Origin of the sequence: Pedobacter suwonensis (genome assembly GCF_007833675.1) — a bacterium.
Classification (GTDB): Bacteria; Bacteroidota; Bacteroidia; order Sphingobacteriales; family Sphingobacteriaceae; genus Pedobacter; species Pedobacter suwonensis.
In genome coordinates, this window is the sequence record NZ_CP031708.1 from 2,754,454 (window position 1) to 2,778,375 (window position 23,922).

Below are 23,922 nucleotides of genomic sequence, written 5' to 3' on the forward strand. Positions count from 1 at the left end.
AACCAATATCAAACCCGGTGATCAATCACCACCGGTGTTTTACCGGTAATAGCATTGGTATACAGATTTAAATCATTACCAGCTAAAACTTCTAAATTTTTTACTTTGTAACCAAACACCTCATATAGCTGTTGAAGTTTTTGTTCTACATACACATCTTTGTCGGTATTGGCTAAACCGGTTATCAGCATAAACCTTATTGACGTATGTCCTTCATGAGGGATGATCTGTATCTGAAACCGTTCAACATCAGCAAAAACGGGATTAAAATCATCCAGATCATAGTTGCACTCATTAAACATAAAGGAATTTGAAGATCTACCCTTTAATTTAAGATAAAGTTTCCCATCAACTTTCACCCATTTGCCAATATCGCCGGTATCATACCTAAAGATTGGAAAACGCTTACGGAATAGATTGCTTACCAATAGTGAGCCATAGCCGTCTGCATCAGGATTGTCTGCTTCCACTATCAGGCCATCAATCACGTTGAACAATAATGGCGATCGGCTATAATCGCACCAGGCCCATATTCCCGTTTCTGCAGAACCATATAATGAATAGACCTGCCGGGTTCCGAAAGTATCTTCAAAAAGTTTGATATGTGATGGCGGTAAAAACTCGCCACCAAACAAAAGATTGGTAACGGATAAACGAAGCTGGTGTTTTTTAAGGTATTGCGCTAAACAAAATAATTTTGAAGGTGTACCCAATAATAAATCGGGCTTAAAATTTAATGCCATTTGGTAAGTGTCTTCAAAAGGTAGGTTTGCACCGGCTACTAAAGTTGTTGCACTGCACCTTTCCAGCAGATCGTCCATAATTGCGGCGGTACGGTACATATCCATATAACCAAACATATTAAGCGCAATAGTTTTTGGGGTAAACACTTCAGCTTGTTGTAATGTGGAAGCAAGGGCTGCACGCTGTTCGAGATTTTCTGTAATATCGACCGGAAAAACCAGCGGTTTTTGGGTAGATCCACCAGAGCGCACCAGATAAACCCCCTGTTCCTGGCTATGCAGATCAAAATGGTCGTTTAATAGCTTAATCAATTCCTTCTTACCTATTATCGGCGCATCTAAATAATCTTCATAATTAAGATAATAAGACCTGAAAAGATCTGATTGTTTAACAATATGGTAGTATTGATTGAGCGTTGGATTGATCATTATTCATCTTTTGATAAGCAGATAGCCAATGTATTTTGGCAAATAACTGCGATAATGCCATAAAAAACTTATTTTTTGGCAATTGGAGGGCAAATTTTGTAAAGCATGTTTATACCAGCGCTCACCGATCATGCCCATCAACAGCCTGTCATGTTTATCCTTGCTCCTGATGTACCTCCCAATCACCGGTGGCAATTCGATCTGCTTGAAATGACTGTATGTTTTCCGCGAAAGGCTTCCCGGCACCTCATTAACATAAAGATAAGCTCCGGTTTGCAAGGCTATCTTCCCTGGCACCTCGTTCAATATGCCTTTAAGTACCCGATACCAAAAATCAATACCTTCATTTAACTGCGCATCGGCCTCGTATCGGTTAGCGGCAATCCATTTACTTCGTGTAATTACATTACTGCCAACCCCCATAATAAAATGCGGATTACTAACTGCCCTTAAAGGATGGCTAATCAGATATAAATCCGTATCAAGCGGTTCAAGGTACTTTTTTAAAGGTTCCAGATCAGGATATATTTCCCTACCCGGCATGAAAACAATATTAAGCACCATAAAATCCAGCTGATGCTTTTCAAATGCATGAGCGGCAACTTCCAGTAAATTTGGATGGTATTCATCGTCGGCGTCCAAAAAACTGATTAATTTGCAACTGGCAGCAGCAAAACCGATATTGCGTGCATTGCCAGGTCCCTTATTTTCGGTAAGCTCAATAACCTGTATCCTGCAATTGCCAAAAGCCGAAATATGATCGTGCAAAAAACCGTAGACGACAGAAAGACTGTTATCTGTACTTAAATCGTCAACAATGATCAACTCATCCGGTTGTTTACTTTGCCGGATGAGCGAATTTAATGTTTGCGCGATGTAAGCTGCTTTATTGAACAGCGGGATGATAACAGCATGCGTCATACCTATGATGTTGATACCATTGCAGGAAAAATGACTCCCCTACCCTGATGGACATTAACCACACTTTCTGCTGAACCACGGAACAGGCCATGACCAAATGACCGGTCATTGTAACACAATAACATCCCTACCAGATTGATCAGGCTCTTTCCGGTATCGTTGCCATATTTAAACAAACGCTGGGGTACATACTGCTGTACCATGTATTCTGTCCATTGTGTATCAATGGTATCCAGCCAAAAACCAGCTTCGCAATCACTTTTTACATACATATCAATACCACGACCGCCACTATTCCGTTTTAATACCCAATTTAAGGACGTGTTGCTTACTTCATTCCTTTTATCTGCTGTATGTAGGGTATATGTGGGAATTAAAAACGACTGTAAGAAAAGATATTCTTCTTCAGAAAGATAATTGCTCATGATCTCTTCGTTATACAGCACAGCAAGGATGCGTTTATCATGAACCAATATCAATGTACGTACATCGTTGAAGTAGTTGCCTTTATTGATGATCAGTTTCAATACTTCAGGATCAAACTTACGCAGTTCTTCGCGGTCCATTTCCAATATAAACTGATCAACGGGTTTACCATCCAGCATAATAAAGCCGTTTTCGCATGTTAACTGGGCTGGATTTGCAGAAATATAATTTAAGCCCTGTTTGCTAAACTCATTCAACAGGTAAAATACTTCGGTTCCCTTTTCTTTCTCGTGCACCAGCACAATAGGCTCATGATTATTGAAGCGTTTAAAAACGGTACGGATAAAATCGCGCTGATGAGGAACAGCCTCCAATAATGGCAAACTGCTATCCTTAGCAATCACGTTCAGGTAATAACTCAGCATCCAACCATTAATCGGGTACCTGGCCCCTATTTCGCAGATTTTGGTGCTGCCATCCTCTGCCTGTAAAAAATCAGGACGGTACATGCCCACTTCGTAAGGTTGTACGCTTGCAATGCTCAAAATATTATTCAAACAAGCATCAAAATTGTAAATGGCACGTATCCTTTCATCGTCGAAATAAGCGTTTACAACATTGGTCAGTGCCTTATTTAGCACCTGGCATAGTTTCTCCATCCGTGAAATTTCGCTACGGCTTACAGCAACAGGCACTGGCGAAAATGAATCAGCACCATTGCAGGGTATTTCGCCCAGGTGTCTCACCAATAATTCGTTCAGCATTTCCCTGCTACAGATCATGTGGTTTTCTACAAGCTCAGCCGTCATCATTTATACAATTTCTTCTTCAGAAAGTACAGGATCCAAACTGGCGCTAATGGTTTCCATTACGGCTGCCTTTTTACTTAAATAATCAGCAACAATCTCGCGTAAATCATAATCAGCCAAATTTATACCCATCGCCTTAACGTAATAATTGATGGCATTAACAGCATAAAAGAAATGGTTTTTTTCTGTTGGCCCGCAGTGTACAGTTATCCAGGCCAATGTATGTTTCAATGTATCCTTATCAAAACCAAAATCATCTTCCAGCCAACTCGTAAACTTTGGTAAAATAAACTCCACCTCACCATGGGTATAAATTTCATGAACCAGCGTAGTTAACAAGCCGATCATTAAATCTTTGTTGCGTAACGAGTTTTGGTCTTTCCAATATTTAAAAGCACGTGCGCTAGGATCAAGATATTGCCTTAATAACCATCCATCGTCGCCACAGGTATTTGTCGCCATCGTATAAAACAGGTCAGAGTGCAACACTTTGCCAACAACTGCCAGGTCTTCATCAACAATTCTGTTTAGGCTGGCTACTGATCTGAAAAGCTGAGCTTCATCTGCCACAGGCATATTTTTATGGATCAGCATGGTCATGCGGTTACTCAATCCCGCAACAGTAACTGCGCTGTTATTGGTTTGGCTCCAGCTATGAAAAAAGGGTTTAAGATGGTCCCTGTCATGCAGCACTGCCGTTAGTTTCACAAAACTGTCTTCAATTGTTTTGAAATGTTCAGCCTGTTGCGGAAAATAGGTTAAAAGTTGGTGCTTCAATGGAGATTCTTCCATCCCTTCAAGCACAGGAATGATAATTGACAATAAATTTCTCATGATTATTTGGTTAAAGGTTTATTAAACAATAAAGAAATACGAATTAAAATATTTTCAATTTGTATTAAAATACAAGTCTAATCAGACATTTTAGCACCTTAGACGCGGGGAACGGCAGTTATTTTTATAACAAATTATTATCTGATATTTAGAGATATACCATTAGGATATCATAATCGAATAACTGATGGAAAAGTAATTTTCATTTTGACGAGCGGTTTGAGGGTGATAAGATGGATTTATTTATACATATATACATACTTTTTATTAAAATAAAGAATACATATTTTATATATTTTTAAAATACACAAATAAAATTATTTAATATTCACAATTGTATTATTAAATATACAAATATTTCATGATTTACATCATGTTATTGCTTACCACGCTTTAGGAAGTTATTTTCCGTTTACAATTAATCAAAGCAAAAAGGATTTTACACTTTGATAAGTATAGAGACTGATTATACGGCGACGGGTATATTATAGATTTTGTACCCAATCTTAACGATGAGGATATTGGCAATATGTCTTAATATTGCTTTGAAGGAACTTGGAGGCAGGTGCGGCGAAAAAAGCGATTCGTCATCCGATATTCGAAAACACTCCTGTGAAGAGCCCATATCGTTAAAATTTAGATTACATTATGGATGTCAAACCATAAACATACCTGAAAGGAAAATCTATTACGATATGGGCTTCAACGCTATTTCATCGCCAATTGTTGATCATCTGCTTCGGCCATTTCTTTATAGAAGGCCTTAAACTGATCGATTTTATCTAAAGGAACATAATCTTTTTTTAACACAAAACTTCGCTTTAATAACAGTTTATTTCCCTGTTGCTCGCTCTCAAGCTTAAAATCAATAAAGTCATTGCTCAACTTTACTGCTTTAAAAGGCTGAACCATTGCCTTTCCATTGGGAAGCTCTAAAGATAATTCCTGGTTAGACTCATCAATTCCGAATAATTGGGTAAGATCTATACCAAACTTTCTAGGTGAAACCACCTGTAGCGCGGTAGCATAAGATTTGTTCGACCATGGAATAGAGAATATGGACATGCCGGCCACACTTTTACTCACATTCACCAATTTATAAGAACAGGCTGTTCCTACGGTATCAGATGTTGATTTTGCGGCGTTGAGATTGGTAAAATTTAAGCTATAAACTTCATTTTCAGGATAAGTACCCGTTAAATCTTCCTTCATCTTTTTAATTTGATCGGTATTGCTCAAATCGTTAAAAACACTTCTCATGTAACTAGACATTGATCCGGTATTCCAATTCGTTTCCTTAACCATCATATCGGCATTTTCTAACTTCACCTCGGTTTTGTAACCCATAACATTTCTTCCTCTTATACCAGGATTAAATTGGGTCAGTGCTGTGCTCGTTTTGTTAATTTCAAGGATATTAGATCCGAGAAAAGTATTACTGAAGGTGTTAAAAGGCAAAGTTCCGGATGTAAGCTCTACCCAGTAATCTTTTCCACCTACAGCAGCTTTAGCAATGCAGTGATTAAATTCGATACTTGGTAATAATAGCGTATGCTGTCCCCGGTCTCTGGTATTTGCCAAAGCCAGTGTAGCCGAAATACCTGCCTCTTTACACATGCTTACAAACAGTGTAGATACATCTTTACAATCGCCAATTCTGGTATTGATAACTGTTGACGGATTTTGAGGAATAATACCACTTTGCCTAAACGATACGGAGCTGTATGCAATGTTGGTAATGATGTAATTATAAATCATTTTGATTTTGGTTAAATCATCTAAATTACTCTTGCCCGCAAACAACTCGTTCACTACAGTTTTAATTTCATAACTGCTCCTTGCTTTGGCTGAAGCAATATTATCGTACCAATCTGCAATAAATTTCCAATCCGGAATGGATGATAAATACAGCATATTGGTTACATCATCCATCGGAGGCATTTTATCCTCATACCTTAATGCTTCCTGTTTATTCTTCTCCCACACATACAGGTCAAATTCATCTTTTGCTGTTTTAACAGGAGCAATATCCTGTTGTGAAAACACATATTTAAATGCTTTGTCGCGATGGATTAACAGCGAATATTTAATTTTAAGATGATCCAGTCCGTCACTAAAATAGAAAGCGTCCCAGAAGTGACTGGACATGGCTCCTACATTGAAATTTTCGATCTTATAGCGGATATTGATTATATCGCCAACTTCGAGGTTTGTAAATACCAATTCATTGTTATCGGTTTCGGCCGGAACTTTGGTTCCATTGGCTTTTATGACCTCAGCAATTTCGATAGCATAATTCTGATCGTTATTGTAAGGAATTGCGTATTCTTTAAAGCTTTCAAGCCCTTTTTGGGTGAGTATTTTCGCCGTAAAAAAGTGTTTCTCTTCTGATCCTCCGTTTTCATAAACAACTTTCTGCACTTCATTATTTAAAACCACAACCTGCCCGTCAGGGTATTCGGTTTTAGACGGCGCCTGGCTAACCATTACCTTCACGTCGGGTTTTTCGAAATAATCGAAAACTGCTTTTTTATCCTGAAGTGTTCTTAACAACTGTATGACAGTGTAATTGTTCGGATCGATCTGCAAACTCTTCTCGTAAGCCTTAATACTTTTCTCTTTCTGTTTATTTGCATTATAAAGCAACCCCAACTGAGAATATACAAATGCATTATTGGGATCGATTTCGAGTACTTTCAAATATAATTTCTCTGCCTCATCATATTGTTGCAATTTATAATAAATACCGGCAAGGTCAGTGTAAACCGCAAAACCGATCGGATCATCTTTCAGTTCTTTTTTGTAAATATCAATTCCCGCATCAGTTTCACCTTTATCCAGATATAGTTTAGCTACATATTTAGCCGCTTTATAATCGTTATTTTCGTTAATATATTTTTGAAGAATATCAATAGCCTTTGGGTTCTTTCTAATCTGCACTTCAATCAGGTATTTTAAATTTACGATATCTGCAGAACTTAAATGCTGGGGATAAATTTTTTCAACCAGGGCGATAATTTCCGGTTGTTTTTTCTCTTGCCCAAGGATATTTAGTTTTTTAATTAAAACTGCCTCATCCTCGCCATAGATTTTTTCGAGTTTGGCAATAATTTCTTTTGCCCGCACATAATCATTTTGTTGAAAATGCTCCGTATACATCAGTTCAAGTGCAAGCGAACATTCGGGGTCGTGTGTTTTGATTTCTTCCTTCAGGGTTTCTATCCCAGTTCTATTGTCTGCTTTTTCAAACAGTTCTATCATCATCAGGTTAAGATAGGTACTTTCAGGAAAACGCTTTTTAAGCTTCTCCAAAATCAATCTCGCATCAAACACATTCCCTAAACGCAAATACAGTTTAGCCATCATTAACTGATTTAAATAATTTTGAGGTTTTGCTTTCAAACCATCTTCAAAATATTTAAATCCAACAGGCTTGAGCTGCGCTGCAGCAGGGCTTGTTTCTTTTAAATAGGTTTGTGGCGTATTCGTAGCAGAAAGGTTATTCAGTGGTGTTCCGTTAGCATCTGTTAACCGAAGCATAAAGTTCGATCTGCCTGCGTAACTTTCGCCTATTTGTACCAAAATACGGTTGTAGCCCTGATTTAATTTAACCGGTACGATATAGGCATCAAGGTCGTTGTTTCTTTCTTCGGATTCGCTGATGACCAACTGGTCGTTTACCCAAACCTTTACCGAACCAGACACGCCGATCCTTAACTGTGCTACCGTATTTGCAGGTGCATTAACGAAGGTTTGAGCAAACTGCAATGCATTTTCGTAAGTATTGTAATAGGTAAAATCGAACCATTTATCATGCCTTACATACGGCACCGTTCTCCAGCTAAATTTTCGGTTCTTCTTACCAAAAAAAACATAATCGAGTTCAGGATGGGCCAAAATATCATCATACTGTTTATCAAAGCCACTGGTAGAAATATTTTCATATTCACCTGTAATTAACCAATTTTCGATTTCACCGATCTTACTAAAATACTGATCTGCCTCGGCATATTGTTTTTTCTCTTCGTAATGAGCACCCAACGAAGAATAGGCTAATGCATTTAGGGTTCCGTCAACGTCTTTTCTTGCCGCAAGTTTTTTATAAAATTCCAGCTGATCAGCAGTCTTTATTTTTGAAGCCCTATTGGGCAAATCGCTCCAGAGCGCAACCAGGTATGGCTGTGGGTTTTTAGAGGTATTGGCTAATTTATTTAAATAGTTAAAACCTTCTTTATCTGAACGGTCCATTTCCGTCATCATAGAAAGTGCAACATTTGCTTCGTCTGAAGATGCAGGTTTTAATGCTGCTTTGGTAAAAAAATCACGGGCTGCTGTACGGTTGTTTTTGAAAAAATATTCCCAACCCGGATTTAAATTTGTTTGTGCCTGGATAGACGAAGAAACAAGAACAGAGAGTATTAATAGTTTGAATTTCATTTTGTAATTATAGAAAAAACAAATCTGAATCAAAAGCAATTATGGACTAAATAAGTATAACAACACATTATTCATATCAGCTACCAGGACTGATATTGAAACTTTCCTATAAAAAAGAGTTTACCTTAACCAGGCTGGTAACATGTGCTTTGCATTTTGCCTGTAAATTTTATCATTTCTGCCCAGGAGAGCCTAAGCAATATTCTCCAGGTACCTTAATACCTCTTCTTTTTTTCTACTGGAAACCTGGATTTTCTCCCCGTTCTCCATTTGAAGATAACCCTCTCTGAAATACTTTTTAACATGAGCAAAATTAACGAGGTAGGACTGGTGACATCTTAGAAAACCGAAGGGAGATAGTAGTCCCTCATAATCTTTTAATCCTTTTGATACCAGTATTTCGTTTGATCCTTTGATCACAAAAGTAGTATATCCTTTATCGCCCTTGCAGAACATAATATTTTCTATAGCAACTACCTCGATGTATTCGAGTGTTTTAAGCGCAATGCGCTTATTGGCCGATAAGCCCTGAGACAGATAGTACTCTTTAGCGATGCTCAGTTGTTGCTCGTCAAATAAATTCTGTTTATGGTGGTGAAAGCATTTATTGATGGCAGAAGTCAGCGATTCATCATCAACTGGCTTAAGCAGGTAACCAAAAGCGCCAAGATTAAGTGCCTGTATCGCATATTGATCATAAGCGGTTAAAAAAATGACCTGGAAATCGGCTGTTCCAATCTGCTCAAAAAGCTGAAAACTATCTCCATCCTTCAGCCTGATATCGGCAAGAATAATTTCGGGCCTTAAAGCCGGTATTTCTAGGGCTGCAATAGCGATTTCTGCAGCAGTGCCCACCACCTGTACATAATCAATCCGGGTTACAATCTGTAGAATATGCTGCAGTATACGCGGTTCGTCTTCCAGTATGTAAAGTTTCATGTTAGATGTAAATTAATCGTTAATAATCGGGATATTGATTTTGACCAGCACACCACGCTCGCCCGTATCTTTTTTGTCGGTAAGCGTAAAACTGGCATTTTGACTAAAACGGCAAAACAATGCCTCGAACCGCTCGTTCAGAATGGTTTGCGCCAAAGATTGTTTTTGCTGATTGCCAGTTGACTTATTATTTAAGCCACAGCCATTGTCATCTATCGTTATTTCAAGCTGATTGTTTTGCTGATAAAAAGAAATTTTAAGCAGCCCTTTATAAGGGATGTTCCTAAATCCATGTTCAATCGAATTCTCGACAAAAGGCTGGATAAGCATAGGAGGAATAAGTGTGGCCTGTGCATCAATCTCTTTCGAAACCGAGATCAGATACGTAAAAGTATCGGCATAACGCATCTGCTGTAATAAGAGATAATTATTTAGCGAAGATATTTCCTCCTCAATGGCAATAAAATCCTTCCTGTTTTGTTCAAGAATTGCCCTTAATAAACCTGAAAAAGATTTTAAATACCTTACAGATTCAGATGTATTTCCAGATGAAATCAGGCCTTGCAGATTGGAAATGGCATTAAATATAAAGTGTGGATTAAGCTGTACCTGCAGTAACTTCTGTTCCATAACCAAACGCTGGTTATCGGCTGCAAGAAGTTTGTTCTTATCCTTTAACCGAAGCTGGCGATAAACGATGATGAACAGCGACACAGCAGCCATTGAAATAACCAATACCATAAACATTAACCAGCGTTGTTGATTAATCAGTTTTTCGTTTAGTTGATTACGGCTGTTGAGCTCATTTATGCTCCGGTCTTTTTTTTCTACCTCATATTTTTCATGCAATTCGGCTATTCTTGCGGCCTCTATGGCTTTATTGTTCCTGATTTCAGTTTTATAAAGGGACTCGGCAGCTGCCAGTGCCGATTTATAATCGCCTTTTAACTTATAAGCATCGATCAGGCCCATGTAGGGAGAGGTTTTACGCTTGCCGGAAGGATCTTTTTTTTCCATTTCCATCCCGGCGCGGTAATAAAAAATAGCAGAATCTGGCTGGGCGTTTCGTATAAAGGAAGTAGCCAGATTATTGTATGCAATATCATTGAGGTTATTTGTCTTTTTCAAAAAATGAAAGTATATGCGACTTGACTCCAGCGCCTTAGCCGGCTTCATCTGTTTACTGTAAATCTGTGCCTCATTATCATAGGTGCGCGCCAGCGCAAGGCTATCTTTGATATCAACAGCCAGTATACGCGCCTGGTTGTTGTAGTACAACATTTTGTTCAGATCGCCCATTCTCGACGCCAGTAGAAAAGAGATATCAAAATACCGTTGTTTAATAACGGGATGATTTTTAAAAGGATGAGCCGCAAAATACCTGGCGGCGTATTCCAATGATTTTTGTTCGTTATCGTTCTGATAATAGGCCTGTGCAATTAAATCATAATAACGGTAGGTTAAACGGCTCTTCTGCATTTCAACGGTTTTTAAACCAGATAATATGCGGTTCATGAGCCGGGCTTCTACAATTGATCCGCTGGCTATGGTATTCAAAATAATTGCATTTTCCTTTAACAGTTCAATATCATCATTTTTGTGGTACCCCTTCATTTGCTGATAAGCTGCCAGCGCACTATCCTTTTTCTTTGCAAGCGAAAATTTTCTTGCCCTAAAATAATGGTAGAAAGGATTTTTTTCCTTTTCTGGTGTTAAAGACAGTATACTATCCTGTCGATTGATGGCCAGCTTTAGCTTGTTAGATCCCGCAAGGGTATCTAAAGAAATGACAAACGAAATCATATCAGCTGCAGATTGCGCTTGAACAGATACCGATTGACCAGTTCCAGTTGCCGCAGGCTTTTGCTTGCACGAAACCAGCCAGAGCATGAAAAGCATAAAAACAGGAATAAAGCGGAACTGAAAAAAAAGATTCATGTTGCTTAATTGATAATTAATTATTTCTCCTAGAATTAAAGCCTAAATATATCAATCGCACGCTTAGCGGAGAAACCTATATCGATATTCGGGAACTTTGAGGTTATATCCGTTGATAAACGCTACTTATTCGATAAGGGGTAAAAGCTGGAAGATCATACTATGATGATATGGAATGAAAATTTACCGCATATAGATTAGTCCTGTTTCTATTCAGGCTTTTCTGATTAAATTATTTTAGAAGAATGAAGTCCCCTCTCTTTCAGATATTTTTAACCATCCGGAATAACCAGAATTAACGCGCAAAATTTAATATATGGCCGAGATGCTGCAAATATGCTCTTACAAATTCTGCTAATAACAAGCTTATGAAACAGGAATATTGCTTTTAAAAGACTTGCAAAAATTAATTAGCCACAGAAATCACGGAGGAGATTAAAATTTCGGGTTTTTTGTGCTTCCGTGGCAAACATAACGCTTTGGCATGTGCAGAAAGAGCCAGAACGAACAGAGAAAAGTTAAAAGCGATTTCCCTGGCTTATGAACTAGAATTTTAGTAACAATTCGTGCTTTTACCTGGTTTTTAAATATGGTTATCAGGAAAGACTCAATAAATGCAAAACCGATCGAAAATCTAACTGTTTCTCATCAATTTTATAGGCTAAATAAGCACTATATTCAAAAAAATGTTGTTACAAACCAGTTTTTATATAAATTAGTATAACTAAACGAGAATGGTTAAGTGAAGTCTATACCCATTATTGACGAAAAGGCATTATTAATTGAATTAAAGCGTGGAGATAAGATCGCCTTTAAACAATTGTATGAGGTGTATTCGGGCAAACTTGCCAGTAAAATGATTTATCTGTTAAAATCTGAAGAGTTAGCCCAGGATATCTTACAGGATGTATTCCTAAAAATCTGGATCAACCGGGAAATGATCGATACGGAACTGAGTTTTGGTGCATTCCTGTATAAGATTGCTACAAACCTTTCTAAAAATATGATCCGGAAAAACGTTTACGATCAGCTCATGCGCGATGAGGTGGGCAAGGAAGGAGTTTATCATCCTATGGAAGAAGACGAAGATGCAGAGCAAGCCAAGGCTATTCTAGATCAGGCTATGGATCAGCTTACCGAAAGGCAGCGGGAAGTTTACACCTTACATAAACTGGAAGGGCTCAGTTATCAGGAAATCAGTGAAAAGTTAAATATCAGCCTTTCTGCTATTAATCATCATATCCAAAAAGCCAACAAACAGTTAAAAGCAGTACTGAAATCAAGGTCATTTGAGCTATTTATCCTCCTGCTACCCACCATATTAAAAAATAATTAACCAAGAGGTGCTATTTTTTCTTTTTCATGTGTATTCTATTAAAAAGGGATGCTTTTTTCCCTAGTTTACCATGAGCAAACCAAACAGAATTAAGTTTTTATTTGATCAGTACTTAAACAATATCATCACACAGGATGAATTGGCAGAGCTTAACGAACATCTTCAAAATAATGAAGATGAATTACAGTTTGATGCTGTAGTTAACGGATACTTTGATTCAGCATCTCACGCTGTTCATCCAAAATCTAAAGCTATTGGCGATTTAGCCTGGAATGCAATCGCTCAGGAAATAGAAAAGGTTCAGCCCAAGCAGCGAAAATTGTTCTCTTCTTTACAATATATAGCCGCAGCAGCAGCCATCTTGATTTTTTTATGCTCTACATTTTTTATTTACAAATCCATTTATCTTAAAGATACTCTTCGAAAAGATATTGCACATGACATACTTCCAGGTACGCACCGGGCAACCTTACAGGCTGCAAATGGGAAAATCTATCAGTTAGATGGCAGTAAGCAGGAGATTATCAATGATGAAAATACGATCCGCTACAAAGATGGAGCATTGCTTGAAAAAGAAGATCAGATTCAGAATTTTACTTTATCTACCCCAAAAGGAGGGCAATACAGAATTACTTTAGCAGATGGTACCAAAGTATGGCTGAACGCGGCTTCATCGATATCTTATCCCAGCGCATTTACAGGAAAAGAAAGAAGAGTGATGGTGATGGGTGAAGCTTACTTCGAGGTTGCCCATAATGCTCAAAAACCGTTCATCGTAAAAACCCAGTCGCAGGAAATAAAAGTTTTGGGAACAGCCTTTAACGTTAATGCCTATCAAAATGAAGGGGTAACGGTTACCACGCTTGTCCATGGCCGGGTACAACTCAACAGCCCTGATATTTCAGAACCAGCTTATTTGAATCCTGGAGAACAATCGGTATTGAACCAAAATGCTTTTCGGATTACTCCTGTTGATGCTAGTTTTTATACAGCCTGGAAAGATGGGGAATTTATATTTAAAGCTACTCCAATTACCGAGGTACTTCGCCAGATCGAACGCTGGTACAACCTGGATATAGATTACAGCGGTATACCTGAAGATATTCAAATTCATGCCTCCATTCAACGCGACAGACCATTATCAGCGGTACTGTCGGCGATTGAAAAAATTACCAATTTAAAATTCAGTATCGAAGGAAGGAGGATGAAATTGACTAAATAATTTACTAGTAAGGCAAAACATGGTAAGGACAAAACTAATCCATACCGTCGCCTCCTACCTATAAACCAATCAACAACCACTAACTAACCAACAAACTAATCACAATATGAATGATTTCCTTTTTTCTAAGGAGTATAGCGGGCGTATGCCCGGTCATCAAATTAATGGCGGAGCCACTAATACCGATTCGCAGTTCTCTTTTCGGTGGATCATCCTTTTACTTTTTGTATTGGCACTTTCATTTTCAAATAAATCGCATGCACAAACCGTAACCTTTGATCTTAAAAATGCATCGATTGTCAGAGCAACAACAGAAATAAGAAAGCAAACCAAGTATGATTTTACCTATAACGACCTTATCCTTAAAAAAGCAAAACCAGTTACATTAAAACTTGTTAAAGAGCCCCTAAACAGCGCATTAAAAAAGTTATTTGCGGGTCAGGATCTTGATTATGAAATCAAAGACCGGATCATCATTATTACGGAAAAGAAAGCAAACGTGGCTAATGGAGCTAATAATAATGGTTTGAACAGCCCGGTAAATGGAAATGTAACCAACGAAGACGGTAAGCCGATGGATGGTGTTACTGTGAGGGTTAAGGGAACAAAGTTCTCTACTCAAACAGATAAAAGCGGTCATTTTACCATTCCGGCCCAATATGCAACGGGCGTGCTTGAAATTAATCACCTGGGCTATTATCATTTGGAAATTCCTGCGCAAAGGGCACGTGTCGTTTCGCTTAAAATCTCCGCATCCGATCTGAAAGACATCCTGGTAAGGACAGGTTATGAGGAAATAGATAGCCGTCAGTTAACCAGTTCAGTCTATACTGTCAAAGCTGAAGATCTTCTTACACCTGGTGTGAATACCATTGATAAATTATTGGAGGGTAGAATACCGGGTTTAATTTCGATGCAAAACTCAGGACAGGTTGGTGCTGCACCTAAACTTAGAATCCGTGGAACATCTACCATTTTAGGTAACCGTGAACCCTTATGGGTGTTAGATGGGATTGTACTTCAGGATCCCGTGAATGTTAATCCGCAATCTATCAATGACCTTGACTTTGTAAACTTATTGGGTAATGCCATTGCAGGATTAAATCCTGAAGATATTGATCAGATCGATGTACTTAAAGATGCTTCTGCTACCGCTTTATATGGTGCAAAAGCAGGTAATGGTGTAATTGTAATTACTACAAAAAAAGGCAAACCTGGTAAACCAACTATTTCGTATTCAACCAATGTTACCTTTAACAGGCGCCCGCGCTATTCAGACAGAAACATGAACATGATGAATTCTGAGGAACGAATGGATGTATCGAAGGAAATGGTAGAGCGAAGAATGCAATACAACAATGTAACCCAGTTTTCAGGTTATGAGAATGCCCTTCAGCAATATTACAAAGGAACCATTGGTTACGATGAGTTTAAACGCCAAAGTGACTATTATGCCAATGTAAATACAGACTGGCTGGGCTTGATTACTCAGGATTCCTACTCTCAAAGTCATACTGTAACCTTATCCGGAGGTTCTAACCGTATTAAGTTTTATTCTTCTTTGGGTTATCTAAATGAAAATGGAACCATTAAAGGAGAATATAATAAGCGTTATTCATCAGTAGTAAACGTTACCGCTGATTATGATAATTTTCTGGCTCAAGTAAGCTTTACGGGCAACTATTCATCCAGGAATTATACACCTTCTGATTTAGGTATCATGAACTATGCCTATAATACCAGCAGAACGTTGCCTGCTTACAATCCTGATGGCAGCTATTTTTATTACCCGGTTACCACCCCAGCCACCCAGCTTTTCAATTATAATATCCTAAAGGATAGAGAATACAGTGCTGACCATACTGATTTGCTTGCAAGTAACTTAAAGGCATTATTAAGATTAAAAATTACACCAAAATTTAATGTTGAAGGTACTTTTGCATATGGGATCAGTAATAACGATCAGCAAATTTACTATACAAAAGACTCCTATTACATTGCCAAACTTAGGCAAGACTACAGCTTTAGGTCTGATTTAGCCCCGGTAGGAGGCGAATGGACAAAAAAAGAAGTTCGTAATAATAATTATACCGGCCGTTTACAGGCGAACTATGCCACTACATTTGGTGCAGAAAATAGACATTCCCTTACCATTTCAGGCGGTACAGAAATAAAATCGAATGAATACAATGGCTTTGACATTACCAGAAGAGGTTATTTCCCGGAGATGGGCGGTTATTTTGATGTCGTGCCAACCACTTATTCAGGCTACTACAACCAATGGATGTCTGATAAGCGCGCTTTAGGGGCATTCAACCGCCAGTTGACCAATGAATTTGCCTGGTATGGTACCACGGGTTATTCTTACCGTAATAAATATATTTTCAATTTTCACATTCGCGGTGAACAATCCAACCTGTTTGGAACGCGTTCAAATAATAATTTGCTACCTATCTACGCTTTTTCTGGCAGGTGGAATATGAAAGATGATGTTGCCAGAAATACTTCATGGATCAGTGACCTGGCTTTAAAGGCTTCATGGGGATGGCAAGGAAATATGCTTCCCGGGCAGTCGCCTTATATGATTATCAGACAAAATCTTTCTACTGATCCTTATTACAACTCTACATCCGCAAATATTGTAAACTTTCCAAATCCAGATTTAAGATGGGAGCGTACTTCATCATCCAATATCGCCATGGATTTTTCTTTGTTTGGCAATAAAGTAACCGGATCAGTCGGTTATTTTTATAAGAGAACTGAAGACGCATTCCTGAGTAAAATCGTGTCTGAAATTAATGGTGTTCAATCTTACATCATCAATAGCGGCACTATAGAGAATAAAGGTGTGGAAGTTGCTTTAAGTGTTACAGCCATTAATAATGTGGGTATGGATAAGTCTAAACGGGGTTTTGTTTGGCGCTTTGATCCACAATTGGGTCAGGTATTGAATAAACTGATTAACCAGGCCATCAATAACAGAAATAATGTACTTATCGACAATATCAACTACTCCAATTACTTAAGTGGTAATGTCCAGCTCGCTGGTAAACCGATCAATACCTTTTATTCTTACAAATTTAAAGGCTTAAGCCCGGTTGATGGCTCCCCAATTTTTTATGGTTTAGAGAATGAAAATTCGGCAGCCTACCAGAAACGCTATTTAAATATGGATAGGCAGGATGTTTATCTGGAGATTATGAGTGAATCGGGCCGTCGTGAACCATTTATTCAGGGTGGCTTATCCAATTACTTTGGGTACAGGAATTTTGGATTATCATTTAACCTTTCCTATTCTTTAGGTAATAAAATCAGATTAATGAAAATTGCTTCGGGTTACGCCAGCACAAGTGCATACCCACAGCAAAATCTGCGTAAAGAATTTGTAGATCGCTGGCGCAGACCAGGAGATGAAAACTATACTAATATCCCAGGTCTTCAGGTAGCTATTAATGGCATCAATCCTTGGTGGTCAAACTATCCGGTAAGCAGTCTTGAATTAGGTGGCAGTGCTTATGATATGTATGATAACTCCGATATCAGATTGGTGAGTGGAGATTATCTAAAATTACAATCGGCATCTTTCCGCTATAATCTCTCCGAATCTTTAACACGTAAATTGAAACTGAGTTCAGCATATGTTAGTCTCACCGGGACCAATTTATTTACCATTAGCAACAAAATGCTAAAGGGACAAGACCCTACTCAATCAGGTTCTACGCCAAACATCAATTTAACGGTCAGACCAACCTATTCACTAAGTCTAAATGTTTCATTTTAAATAAAATAAGCTATGAAATATCTTTTAACCCTTTTAGCTTGCCTTTTGCTTCTTAGCTCTTGCAGCAAGTTTTTGGAAGAATATTCTACAGATCAAAAATACCTGGAAACTACCAGTGACGTGAATAAGGTAATGATTGCTGAAGCTTTCATGAATAATGTGTACGGTATTTCGTTATACAATCCGGCAACCATGGGAAATATTGCGTCTGAGACCGACTTTTCTGCCCCATGGCTCCATGTGATGGATGATGACACTGAAGCATTCGTACTTGGCGCTGCTGACAGAGATCAGTCTACGCCGCTTAACATCCTTTCTGGATTTCACAACTGGACACAGTATCCGGCAGTCAACATCCTTGGCCTGGCCTGGAATGATGTGATGTGGAAGAAGGTTTACAAACGTATTGGTGCGATTAACGCATTAATTTATCAGGCTTCAGAAATTGCTACAAAAAATCCGGCCGATGCTGACCTCCGGCATTTACAAGGAGAAGCTTATTTTCTACGTGCTTATTATTACTTTTTACTTCAAAATATTTACGGATCTCCTTATCGTAAGGCAAGCGCTGCTACCGATGAAGGTGTGCCATTAAAAATTTCAGAGAAAGTAGAAGATAACTATTTCAAAAGGACAAATAATGAGACCGTGTATAACCAGATTATTGCAGATCTTGATCAGGCTGCAAATTTCCTTCAAGGCTACAATCCTACAACTAAAATCAGAGTAGGTATTGCTGCGGTTAAGTGTTTACAAAGCCGCGTATATCTATTTACGGAACAATACGATAAGGTAGTGCAGGTCACTAACGGTTATGAAAACATGGGTTACAGTATTGTTGATTTAAAGCGTTATGTAGCCAACACTAACTTTACTTACCGCAGTTCTACAGAAACCATATTTACTATGGGAACAAATTCAATCCCTGTGGTTTTTCCTAATGATTCTTTAGCATCTTATGCGCCTGTAAATCGTCTTGCATCTAGCTTTAAGGCCTCTGATAACTTAATACAGAGTTATAACAATAATGATCTCCGCTTAAATGCCTGTTTTACGCTATCGTCCAAAAGCAAAGCATTTCTTCCGGCTAAATGGCGTACCTGGCGAACCTACAATGACCCGGAGCAAGTATCGTGTATATTTTCTTTCCGTTTGCCTGAAATGTTGCTTAACCGGGCAGAAGCGCAAGCCATGCTTGGTGCTGACGGTGAAGCATGGAGTGAAATCCAAAAACTGCAGGCGATGCGCTTTAATAACGGAGGTAGCCAGCAACCCACATCTAACCAGGCATTGGTTAATTTTATCCGCGATGAACGTAGACGTGAATTTTGCTTCGAAGGTCATCGCTGGTTTGATCTGAGGCGATACCAGGTAAATTCGAAATATCCACTTGGTTCAGGTTTTACCATCAAGCATCCAACTTATACCTATGATGCACAAACCAATACTTATACCCGTGCAGGAAATTATGTTTTAAATTCCATAGCTCAGGATGCAGCAAGCTGGCAGGTACCCATCCCTAATTATGCTATAGAATTTAACAGGGGATCGCTAACCAACCCCATTCGCAGTGTTCGTAATGTTCAACCTTAAACTGATCAAAATGAGAAATATTTTATTTGTTGCAGCAGCGTGCTTCACGCTTACGCTGGTTTCCTGCAGAAAAGAACCTTTTACCGAATTTCCGGATTATGATAAAAACTGGTTGGCCATGGAAGATAACCCCAATGATCCGACCATACATGCCAATTATCAGTTTTATCAGGAAACGGGCATTCCCGTATTCGTTAACGATACTATTGGTTCGCAAAAGCGCGTGGATGTTTTCGGCAAAGCCTATACCTACTATGAGGTTTTATCTTTGAGTTATTCTCTTGGTGGCATACCGAGTGGTCCGCCTCCTGCAGTGCAATCCTTTACCTATTGCAATAAGGCAGATGTGCCAAATGCACTTACATTTCTAAGGACCGAGATTATGCCGGTAGTTAAGAATAAGATCCATATTCCAAGTATTCTTTTAGTGGAGAACATGAATACGAACGCTTTCGGAACCTATTCTTATAAAGGATTTAATACTGTGGTTATTGCACAGATTTCGAAAATCCCAGCCATGAGTGAAACAACCAAGGCTGATTACAAAGGCGCCATATTACGGTCGATGCTTACCAATACCGTTTTAGATGCGAAGTATGCCAGTATCCTGGATAAGTTTTATGCTGTTTCCAGAAAATTTGTAAGCGGACGCGATGCTTATGGATTAAATGCTTTCTACCTAAGTGCCAGTTATATTGTGGGTTTACCGGCTGGCATGCCTTACACCTATCAGGCAATCGGTTTTCTTGGGCCAGATACCAGAATTACTTCATCGGCACCGATATCAACCTGGTTGGATGTAAGCATGTACCTGGAAGCTGCCCTGGTAAATACAGATGCACAGTTTAAACAAAAATATGCTGCATACCCTAATATTCTTTTGAAATATGGCTACATCCGCCAAATTTTAAATGATATGGGAATAAATAATTAATACAATACACAAACACCGTTAGCAGGTATTTTCAGCCTGCTAACTTTTAAACAATAACAAACTATAATGAAAAAAACACTAATTTTTTCTGCGATGCTAGCCATATCTGCCTCGTCGTGGTCGCAAACTGCAGTTATTAAAGGAAAATTCCATAAGCTGTTACCAAATGGTAAGGAAGCACAGGAAGTACTCTTTTCCAAGCCTAAAGAAGGTGAAATTGAGGTTATTTTACCGATGGTAAAAAGCAGACAGGATCAGATCTTCCTTGGAGAGGTGAAGAAAGAAGATTTAAATACAATCCGTTACGTAGGTTTGTATGATGAACAATATGCGGTTTATTTAAAACCTGGTGAGGAACTTAATGTTGATGCTGGTGACGGACAAATTGTTTACTCAGGAAATGTAAATAAAGAAAACCAGGTATTCGCTGACTGGTATAAAATGATAAAGCCATTAAGAACTTATGGTTACACCAAAGAAGGTTATAAATTGCCTTCTGAGGGTTATAATAAAATAATTGATTCGTTGAAACTTCCGGTTGAGCAGTTTATTAAAAACATTAATACCGGAAACGCAGCCTTTGATAAACAGGCAAAGTATTTTTTAACCTGGAGTTATAAATATGATGTCATTATTCCTACTGCTTCTGGTTTGAACATGGGAAAGAAAGAAGAATATCCTGAAAGCCTTGTTAAGTTTTATAACGATGAAAAATGGGAAGATGCTAATATCTGGAACCTACCGATGGGTTATCACTATATGCTTTATTTCGCTTTCGTAAAACATATTATTTATGGTGCAAAACAGGGCATGGCTGCAGACTTCCTGATTCCAGAGATTTCCAATAAAGAGTTGAAAGCAAAATTCATCTTGGCACAAGCAGAAAGAGGCGCTACTCAAAACTATGTTCAATACCTGGAAAGAAACGAACAGTTTATGCAAACTAAAGAGCAGCGTGAAAAGATAGCTTTACTCTTAAAAAGAGGCCGTTTACAACAACCTGGTGGCCAATCGATGGATTTTGCTTATCCTGATGCGAGCGGTAAAATTCGTCGCTTAACCGACAATCTGGGTAAAGTGGTATTGCTTGATCTGTGGGCTACCTGGTGTGCGCCATGTTTGAAAGAACAACCGGCATTAGAAGAACTGGAAAAATCATTTGAAGGCAAAAACATTGTATTTATTAGCCTTTCCATTGATACAGACCAAGCCAAATGGCAAAAAATGGTAGAGGAGAAAAAATTATCCGGACTTCACTTGTTTACCAACAACAAAGGATCAATGATCGGCGATTATGAGGTAACAGAAATACCAAGATTTATACTGATTGATCAAAATGGAAAGATGGTGAATTTCCAGGCACCACGACCTTCAGATCCTAAATTGAAAACACTAATCGAATCAACTTTAAGCAACACCCAAACGCTAAAATCCAAATGAAAAAACTAATTATAGGCTTAACCATTTGCCTAAGCATTTTGAGCTGGAAGTCGGTCCATGCTCAGGGCATTAACTTCGAAAAACTGACCATGAATGACGCCATGAATAAGGCTGGAATTCCTGGCGACGAGAAATTAATACTGATTGATTGCTTCACCAGCTGGTGCATCCCCTGTGCGGAGATGGAAGCTACTGAGTTTCCTAAAAAAATAGCGGGAGATTATTTCAACCCGAAATTTGTATCGGTAAGATTTGATATGGAAAAAGGGGAAGGCAAAGAGATTGCCAAAAAATATAATGTAACCGCATATCCTACTTTCCTATTGTTGAATTTCCAGGGACAGGAAATTAACCGTGTAGTGGGCAAAGCTTCGGCAGAGGAATTTGTAAACAAGGTAAAGGCAGCACTGGATCCGAAAAATTCGATACCTGGACTGAAAGCCGCTTACGAAGAAAAGAAAAGTATGCGTACAGGATTTCCTTACGCTTTAGCACTTTATCAAAATTCAAAAGATCCTTCTCCGGTTCTCGAAGAACTATTTGACAATGCACAGGATTTTGAGCGGTTCAGTAAAGAGTATCTTGAACTGGCTTTTGGCATCACTAAATTCGGCAGCCCTTTTTTCAGAAAAATAATGTTAGAGAAATCTAATATAGATGCCTACTGGGGTACGGAAATAACGAACAGGATCATATTTGATAAAATCCGTAAAGATATGTACCAGATTGCCAATGAAACTGGTGCCAAATACAATATCTTCTATACCCCTAAGGAGGTGGAGGAAGTTGCCTACACCATAGCGTTGTTGAAGTTACCTCAGGATAAACCTGAATCACACATGGGCAGGATCGCTCTTTACGTAGTCAATAAAGACCTGGATGGCTTAATTGCTTATTATAAGCGCAATATTGCGCTCATTCCAAATACAGACGTATTTAAGGGAATTTTAGATGGCATTTTGATGAAGCAAGCTGCTAAAGCAAATGAGACGCAAAAAACCGCAATAAGAGAATATTTTAGTGGGGTAGCGAAAACTTACGAAAAGGAATTTAAGTATTATCAGGGAATGGCTGAACGCATGCAGAAAACAGTAGGCAAATAACCAGGCTACAAATTTTAAAAAAATGTTAGCAATAAACATACTTAAAAGGAGCATAAACATCACAGCAGGTATATTTTTACTTACTGCTGGTACCACGCATGCGCAAACCTTTACTGACGATGCCAAGATTTTAGCAACGTATCAAAAGTCATTAGATTCGTTATTTCTAAAGGTAAAAAGCGTTACCGCAGAGGATGCTAAAACGCAATTGGCAGAAAACACAAAGGCTATTCCGCTAAATTTGGTAAAAACTGATAAAAGGAAAAAAGACGGAAACGAACTCTATGAGCTTGCAAAACCTGCAACGGTAACAGTAGGTATTGCCTATCTTTGTCCGAGATGCAGCAATTCCCACATCAGTGAATCTTCAGGATACGTTATAGATCCGAGCGGCATTGTGGTAACCAATTATCATGTAGCCGCCATGTATGCCAACATCAGCGATGGGAATAAGCCACTAGGACTTACTGTTAGGATGGCTAACGGTAAGATTTATGCAGTAAAGAGTGTTCTCGCCTGTTCCAAGACAAATGATCTTGCAATAATTAAATTGGCAACTGATGGAGAAAAGATTCCTGCTTTACCACTGGCACAAGCTGGTAAAGTTGGTGATGACGTGTATGTTTTGGGCCATCCTAAGGGCATGCATTACTTTTTTAGCAAAGGTATCGTAACCAATAAATACATGGAGGAAGCCGGTGAAATTAACAAGAAATTTTTCAGGGAAATGATGGCTATTTCTGCAGATTATGCAACAGGATCCAGCGGCGGTCCGGTAATGGATAGCTATGGAAATGTGATTGGTACAGTATCCAATACCAAAATGTTTACCCATAGCGAAATGAACCCTAGTGTGCAGATGGTAGTGAAGAATACAGTACCCGTAGAGTCACTATGGAAACTGGTTCGTTCAGAATCAGCTCATTAAAATTTATTGCCACAGTTTTTAGTTTTAACAGTATTCAGATGCCCGTGATTAAAAACCACGGGCATTCTGTTTAATTTAAAAATAGAATCCATCTATATTTTAGTTGGCT

At 38.5% G+C, this 23,922-nt stretch carries 15 protein-coding genes; 8 read left to right on the forward strand and 7 right to left on the reverse strand.

The genetic code is table 11. The annotated features are described in order from the left end of the window. Positions 1–8 precede the first annotated feature (8 nt). The 7 genes from DV942_RS11190 to DV942_RS11220 all read right to left on the reverse strand — a co-directional run bounded on the left by DV942_RS11190 (position 9) and on the right by DV942_RS11220 (position 11,476). The gene (locus DV942_RS11190) at positions 9–1,172 is read right to left on the reverse strand and encodes an AMP-binding protein (RefSeq protein WP_145857534.1); all 1,164 of its coding nucleotides are present in this window, start codon (positions 1,170–1,172) and stop codon (positions 9–11) included. Between the two features lie 3 nt (positions 1,173–1,175). Continuing rightward, positions 1,176–2,093: a glycosyltransferase family 2 protein gene (locus tag DV942_RS11195; RefSeq protein ID WP_145857536.1), complete on the reverse strand. Its 918-nt coding sequence runs from the start codon at positions 2,091–2,093 to the stop codon at positions 1,176–1,178. Positions 2,094–2,095: 2 nt separating this feature from the next. Continuing rightward, on the reverse strand, positions 2,096–3,331 hold the full coding sequence (locus DV942_RS11200; RefSeq protein WP_145857538.1) for a hypothetical protein: 1,236 nt from the start codon (positions 3,329–3,331) through the stop codon (positions 2,096–2,098). After that, positions 3,332–4,162 carry a CBS domain-containing protein gene (locus DV942_RS11205; protein WP_090984503.1) on the reverse strand — a complete coding sequence of 277 codons (831 nt, stop codon included), beginning with the start codon at positions 4,160–4,162 and terminating at the stop codon, positions 3,332–3,334. It lies immediately after the preceding gene. A 708-nt stretch (positions 4,163–4,870) separates the two neighbouring features. Further along, entirely contained in the window at positions 4,871–8,599 is a 3,729-nt protein-coding gene (locus DV942_RS11210; protein ID WP_145857540.1) for a tetratricopeptide repeat protein, read from the reverse strand. A gap of 192 nt (positions 8,600–8,791) precedes the next feature. Then, positions 8,792–9,538 (reverse strand): LytR/AlgR family response regulator transcription factor, encoded by a 747-nt coding sequence (locus DV942_RS11215; protein ID WP_145857542.1) that lies wholly within the window; start codon positions 9,536–9,538, stop codon positions 8,792–8,794. Positions 9,539–9,550: 12 nt separating this feature from the next. Then, positions 9,551–11,476, reverse strand: a complete 1,926-nt coding sequence (locus DV942_RS11220; protein WP_145857544.1) for a tetratricopeptide repeat-containing sensor histidine kinase — start codon at positions 11,474–11,476, stop codon at positions 9,551–9,553. Between the two features lie 742 nt (positions 11,477–12,218). On the opposite strand from DV942_RS11220, the gene DV942_RS11225 reads away from it, so the two are divergent. The 8 genes from DV942_RS11225 (at position 12,219) to DV942_RS11260 (ending at position 23,813) form a co-directional block, all read left to right on the forward strand. Continuing rightward, positions 12,219–12,812, forward strand: a complete 594-nt coding sequence (locus DV942_RS11225) for an RNA polymerase sigma factor (protein ID WP_145857546.1) — start codon at positions 12,219–12,221, stop codon at positions 12,810–12,812. A 70-nt stretch (positions 12,813–12,882) separates the two neighbouring features. Beyond that, positions 12,883–14,034 (forward strand): FecR family protein, encoded by a 1,152-nt coding sequence (locus tag DV942_RS11230; protein WP_145857548.1) that lies wholly within the window; start codon positions 12,883–12,885, stop codon positions 14,032–14,034. A 106-nt stretch (positions 14,035–14,140) separates the two neighbouring features. Continuing rightward, positions 14,141–17,815, forward strand: coding sequence for a SusC/RagA family TonB-linked outer membrane protein (locus tag DV942_RS11235; RefSeq protein WP_145857551.1), 3,675 nt, complete (start codon positions 14,141–14,143; stop codon positions 17,813–17,815). Between the two features lie 12 nt (positions 17,816–17,827). Continuing rightward, positions 17,828–19,408 carry a RagB/SusD family nutrient uptake outer membrane protein gene (locus tag DV942_RS11240; protein ID WP_145857553.1) on the forward strand — a complete coding sequence of 527 codons (1,581 nt, stop codon included), beginning with the start codon at positions 17,828–17,830 and terminating at the stop codon, positions 19,406–19,408. Between the two features lie 10 nt (positions 19,409–19,418). Further along, positions 19,419–20,342, forward strand: a complete 924-nt coding sequence (locus tag DV942_RS11245; RefSeq protein WP_145857555.1) for a hypothetical protein — start codon at positions 19,419–19,421, stop codon at positions 20,340–20,342. A gap of 66 nt (positions 20,343–20,408) precedes the next feature. After that, positions 20,409–21,782 (forward strand): TlpA family protein disulfide reductase, encoded by a 1,374-nt coding sequence (locus DV942_RS11250; protein WP_145857557.1) that lies wholly within the window; start codon positions 20,409–20,411, stop codon positions 21,780–21,782. Continuing rightward, positions 21,779–22,885, forward strand: a complete 1,107-nt coding sequence (locus DV942_RS11255) for a thioredoxin family protein (protein WP_145857559.1) — start codon at positions 21,779–21,781, stop codon at positions 22,883–22,885. Before DV942_RS11250 ends, DV942_RS11255 begins: the two co-directional genes overlap by 4 nt. A 22-nt stretch (positions 22,886–22,907) precedes the next feature. After that, on the forward strand, positions 22,908–23,813 hold the full coding sequence (locus DV942_RS11260; protein WP_145857561.1) for a S1 family peptidase: 906 nt from the start codon (positions 22,908–22,910) through the stop codon (positions 23,811–23,813). The last annotated feature ends 109 nt before the right edge of the window (positions 23,814–23,922 follow it).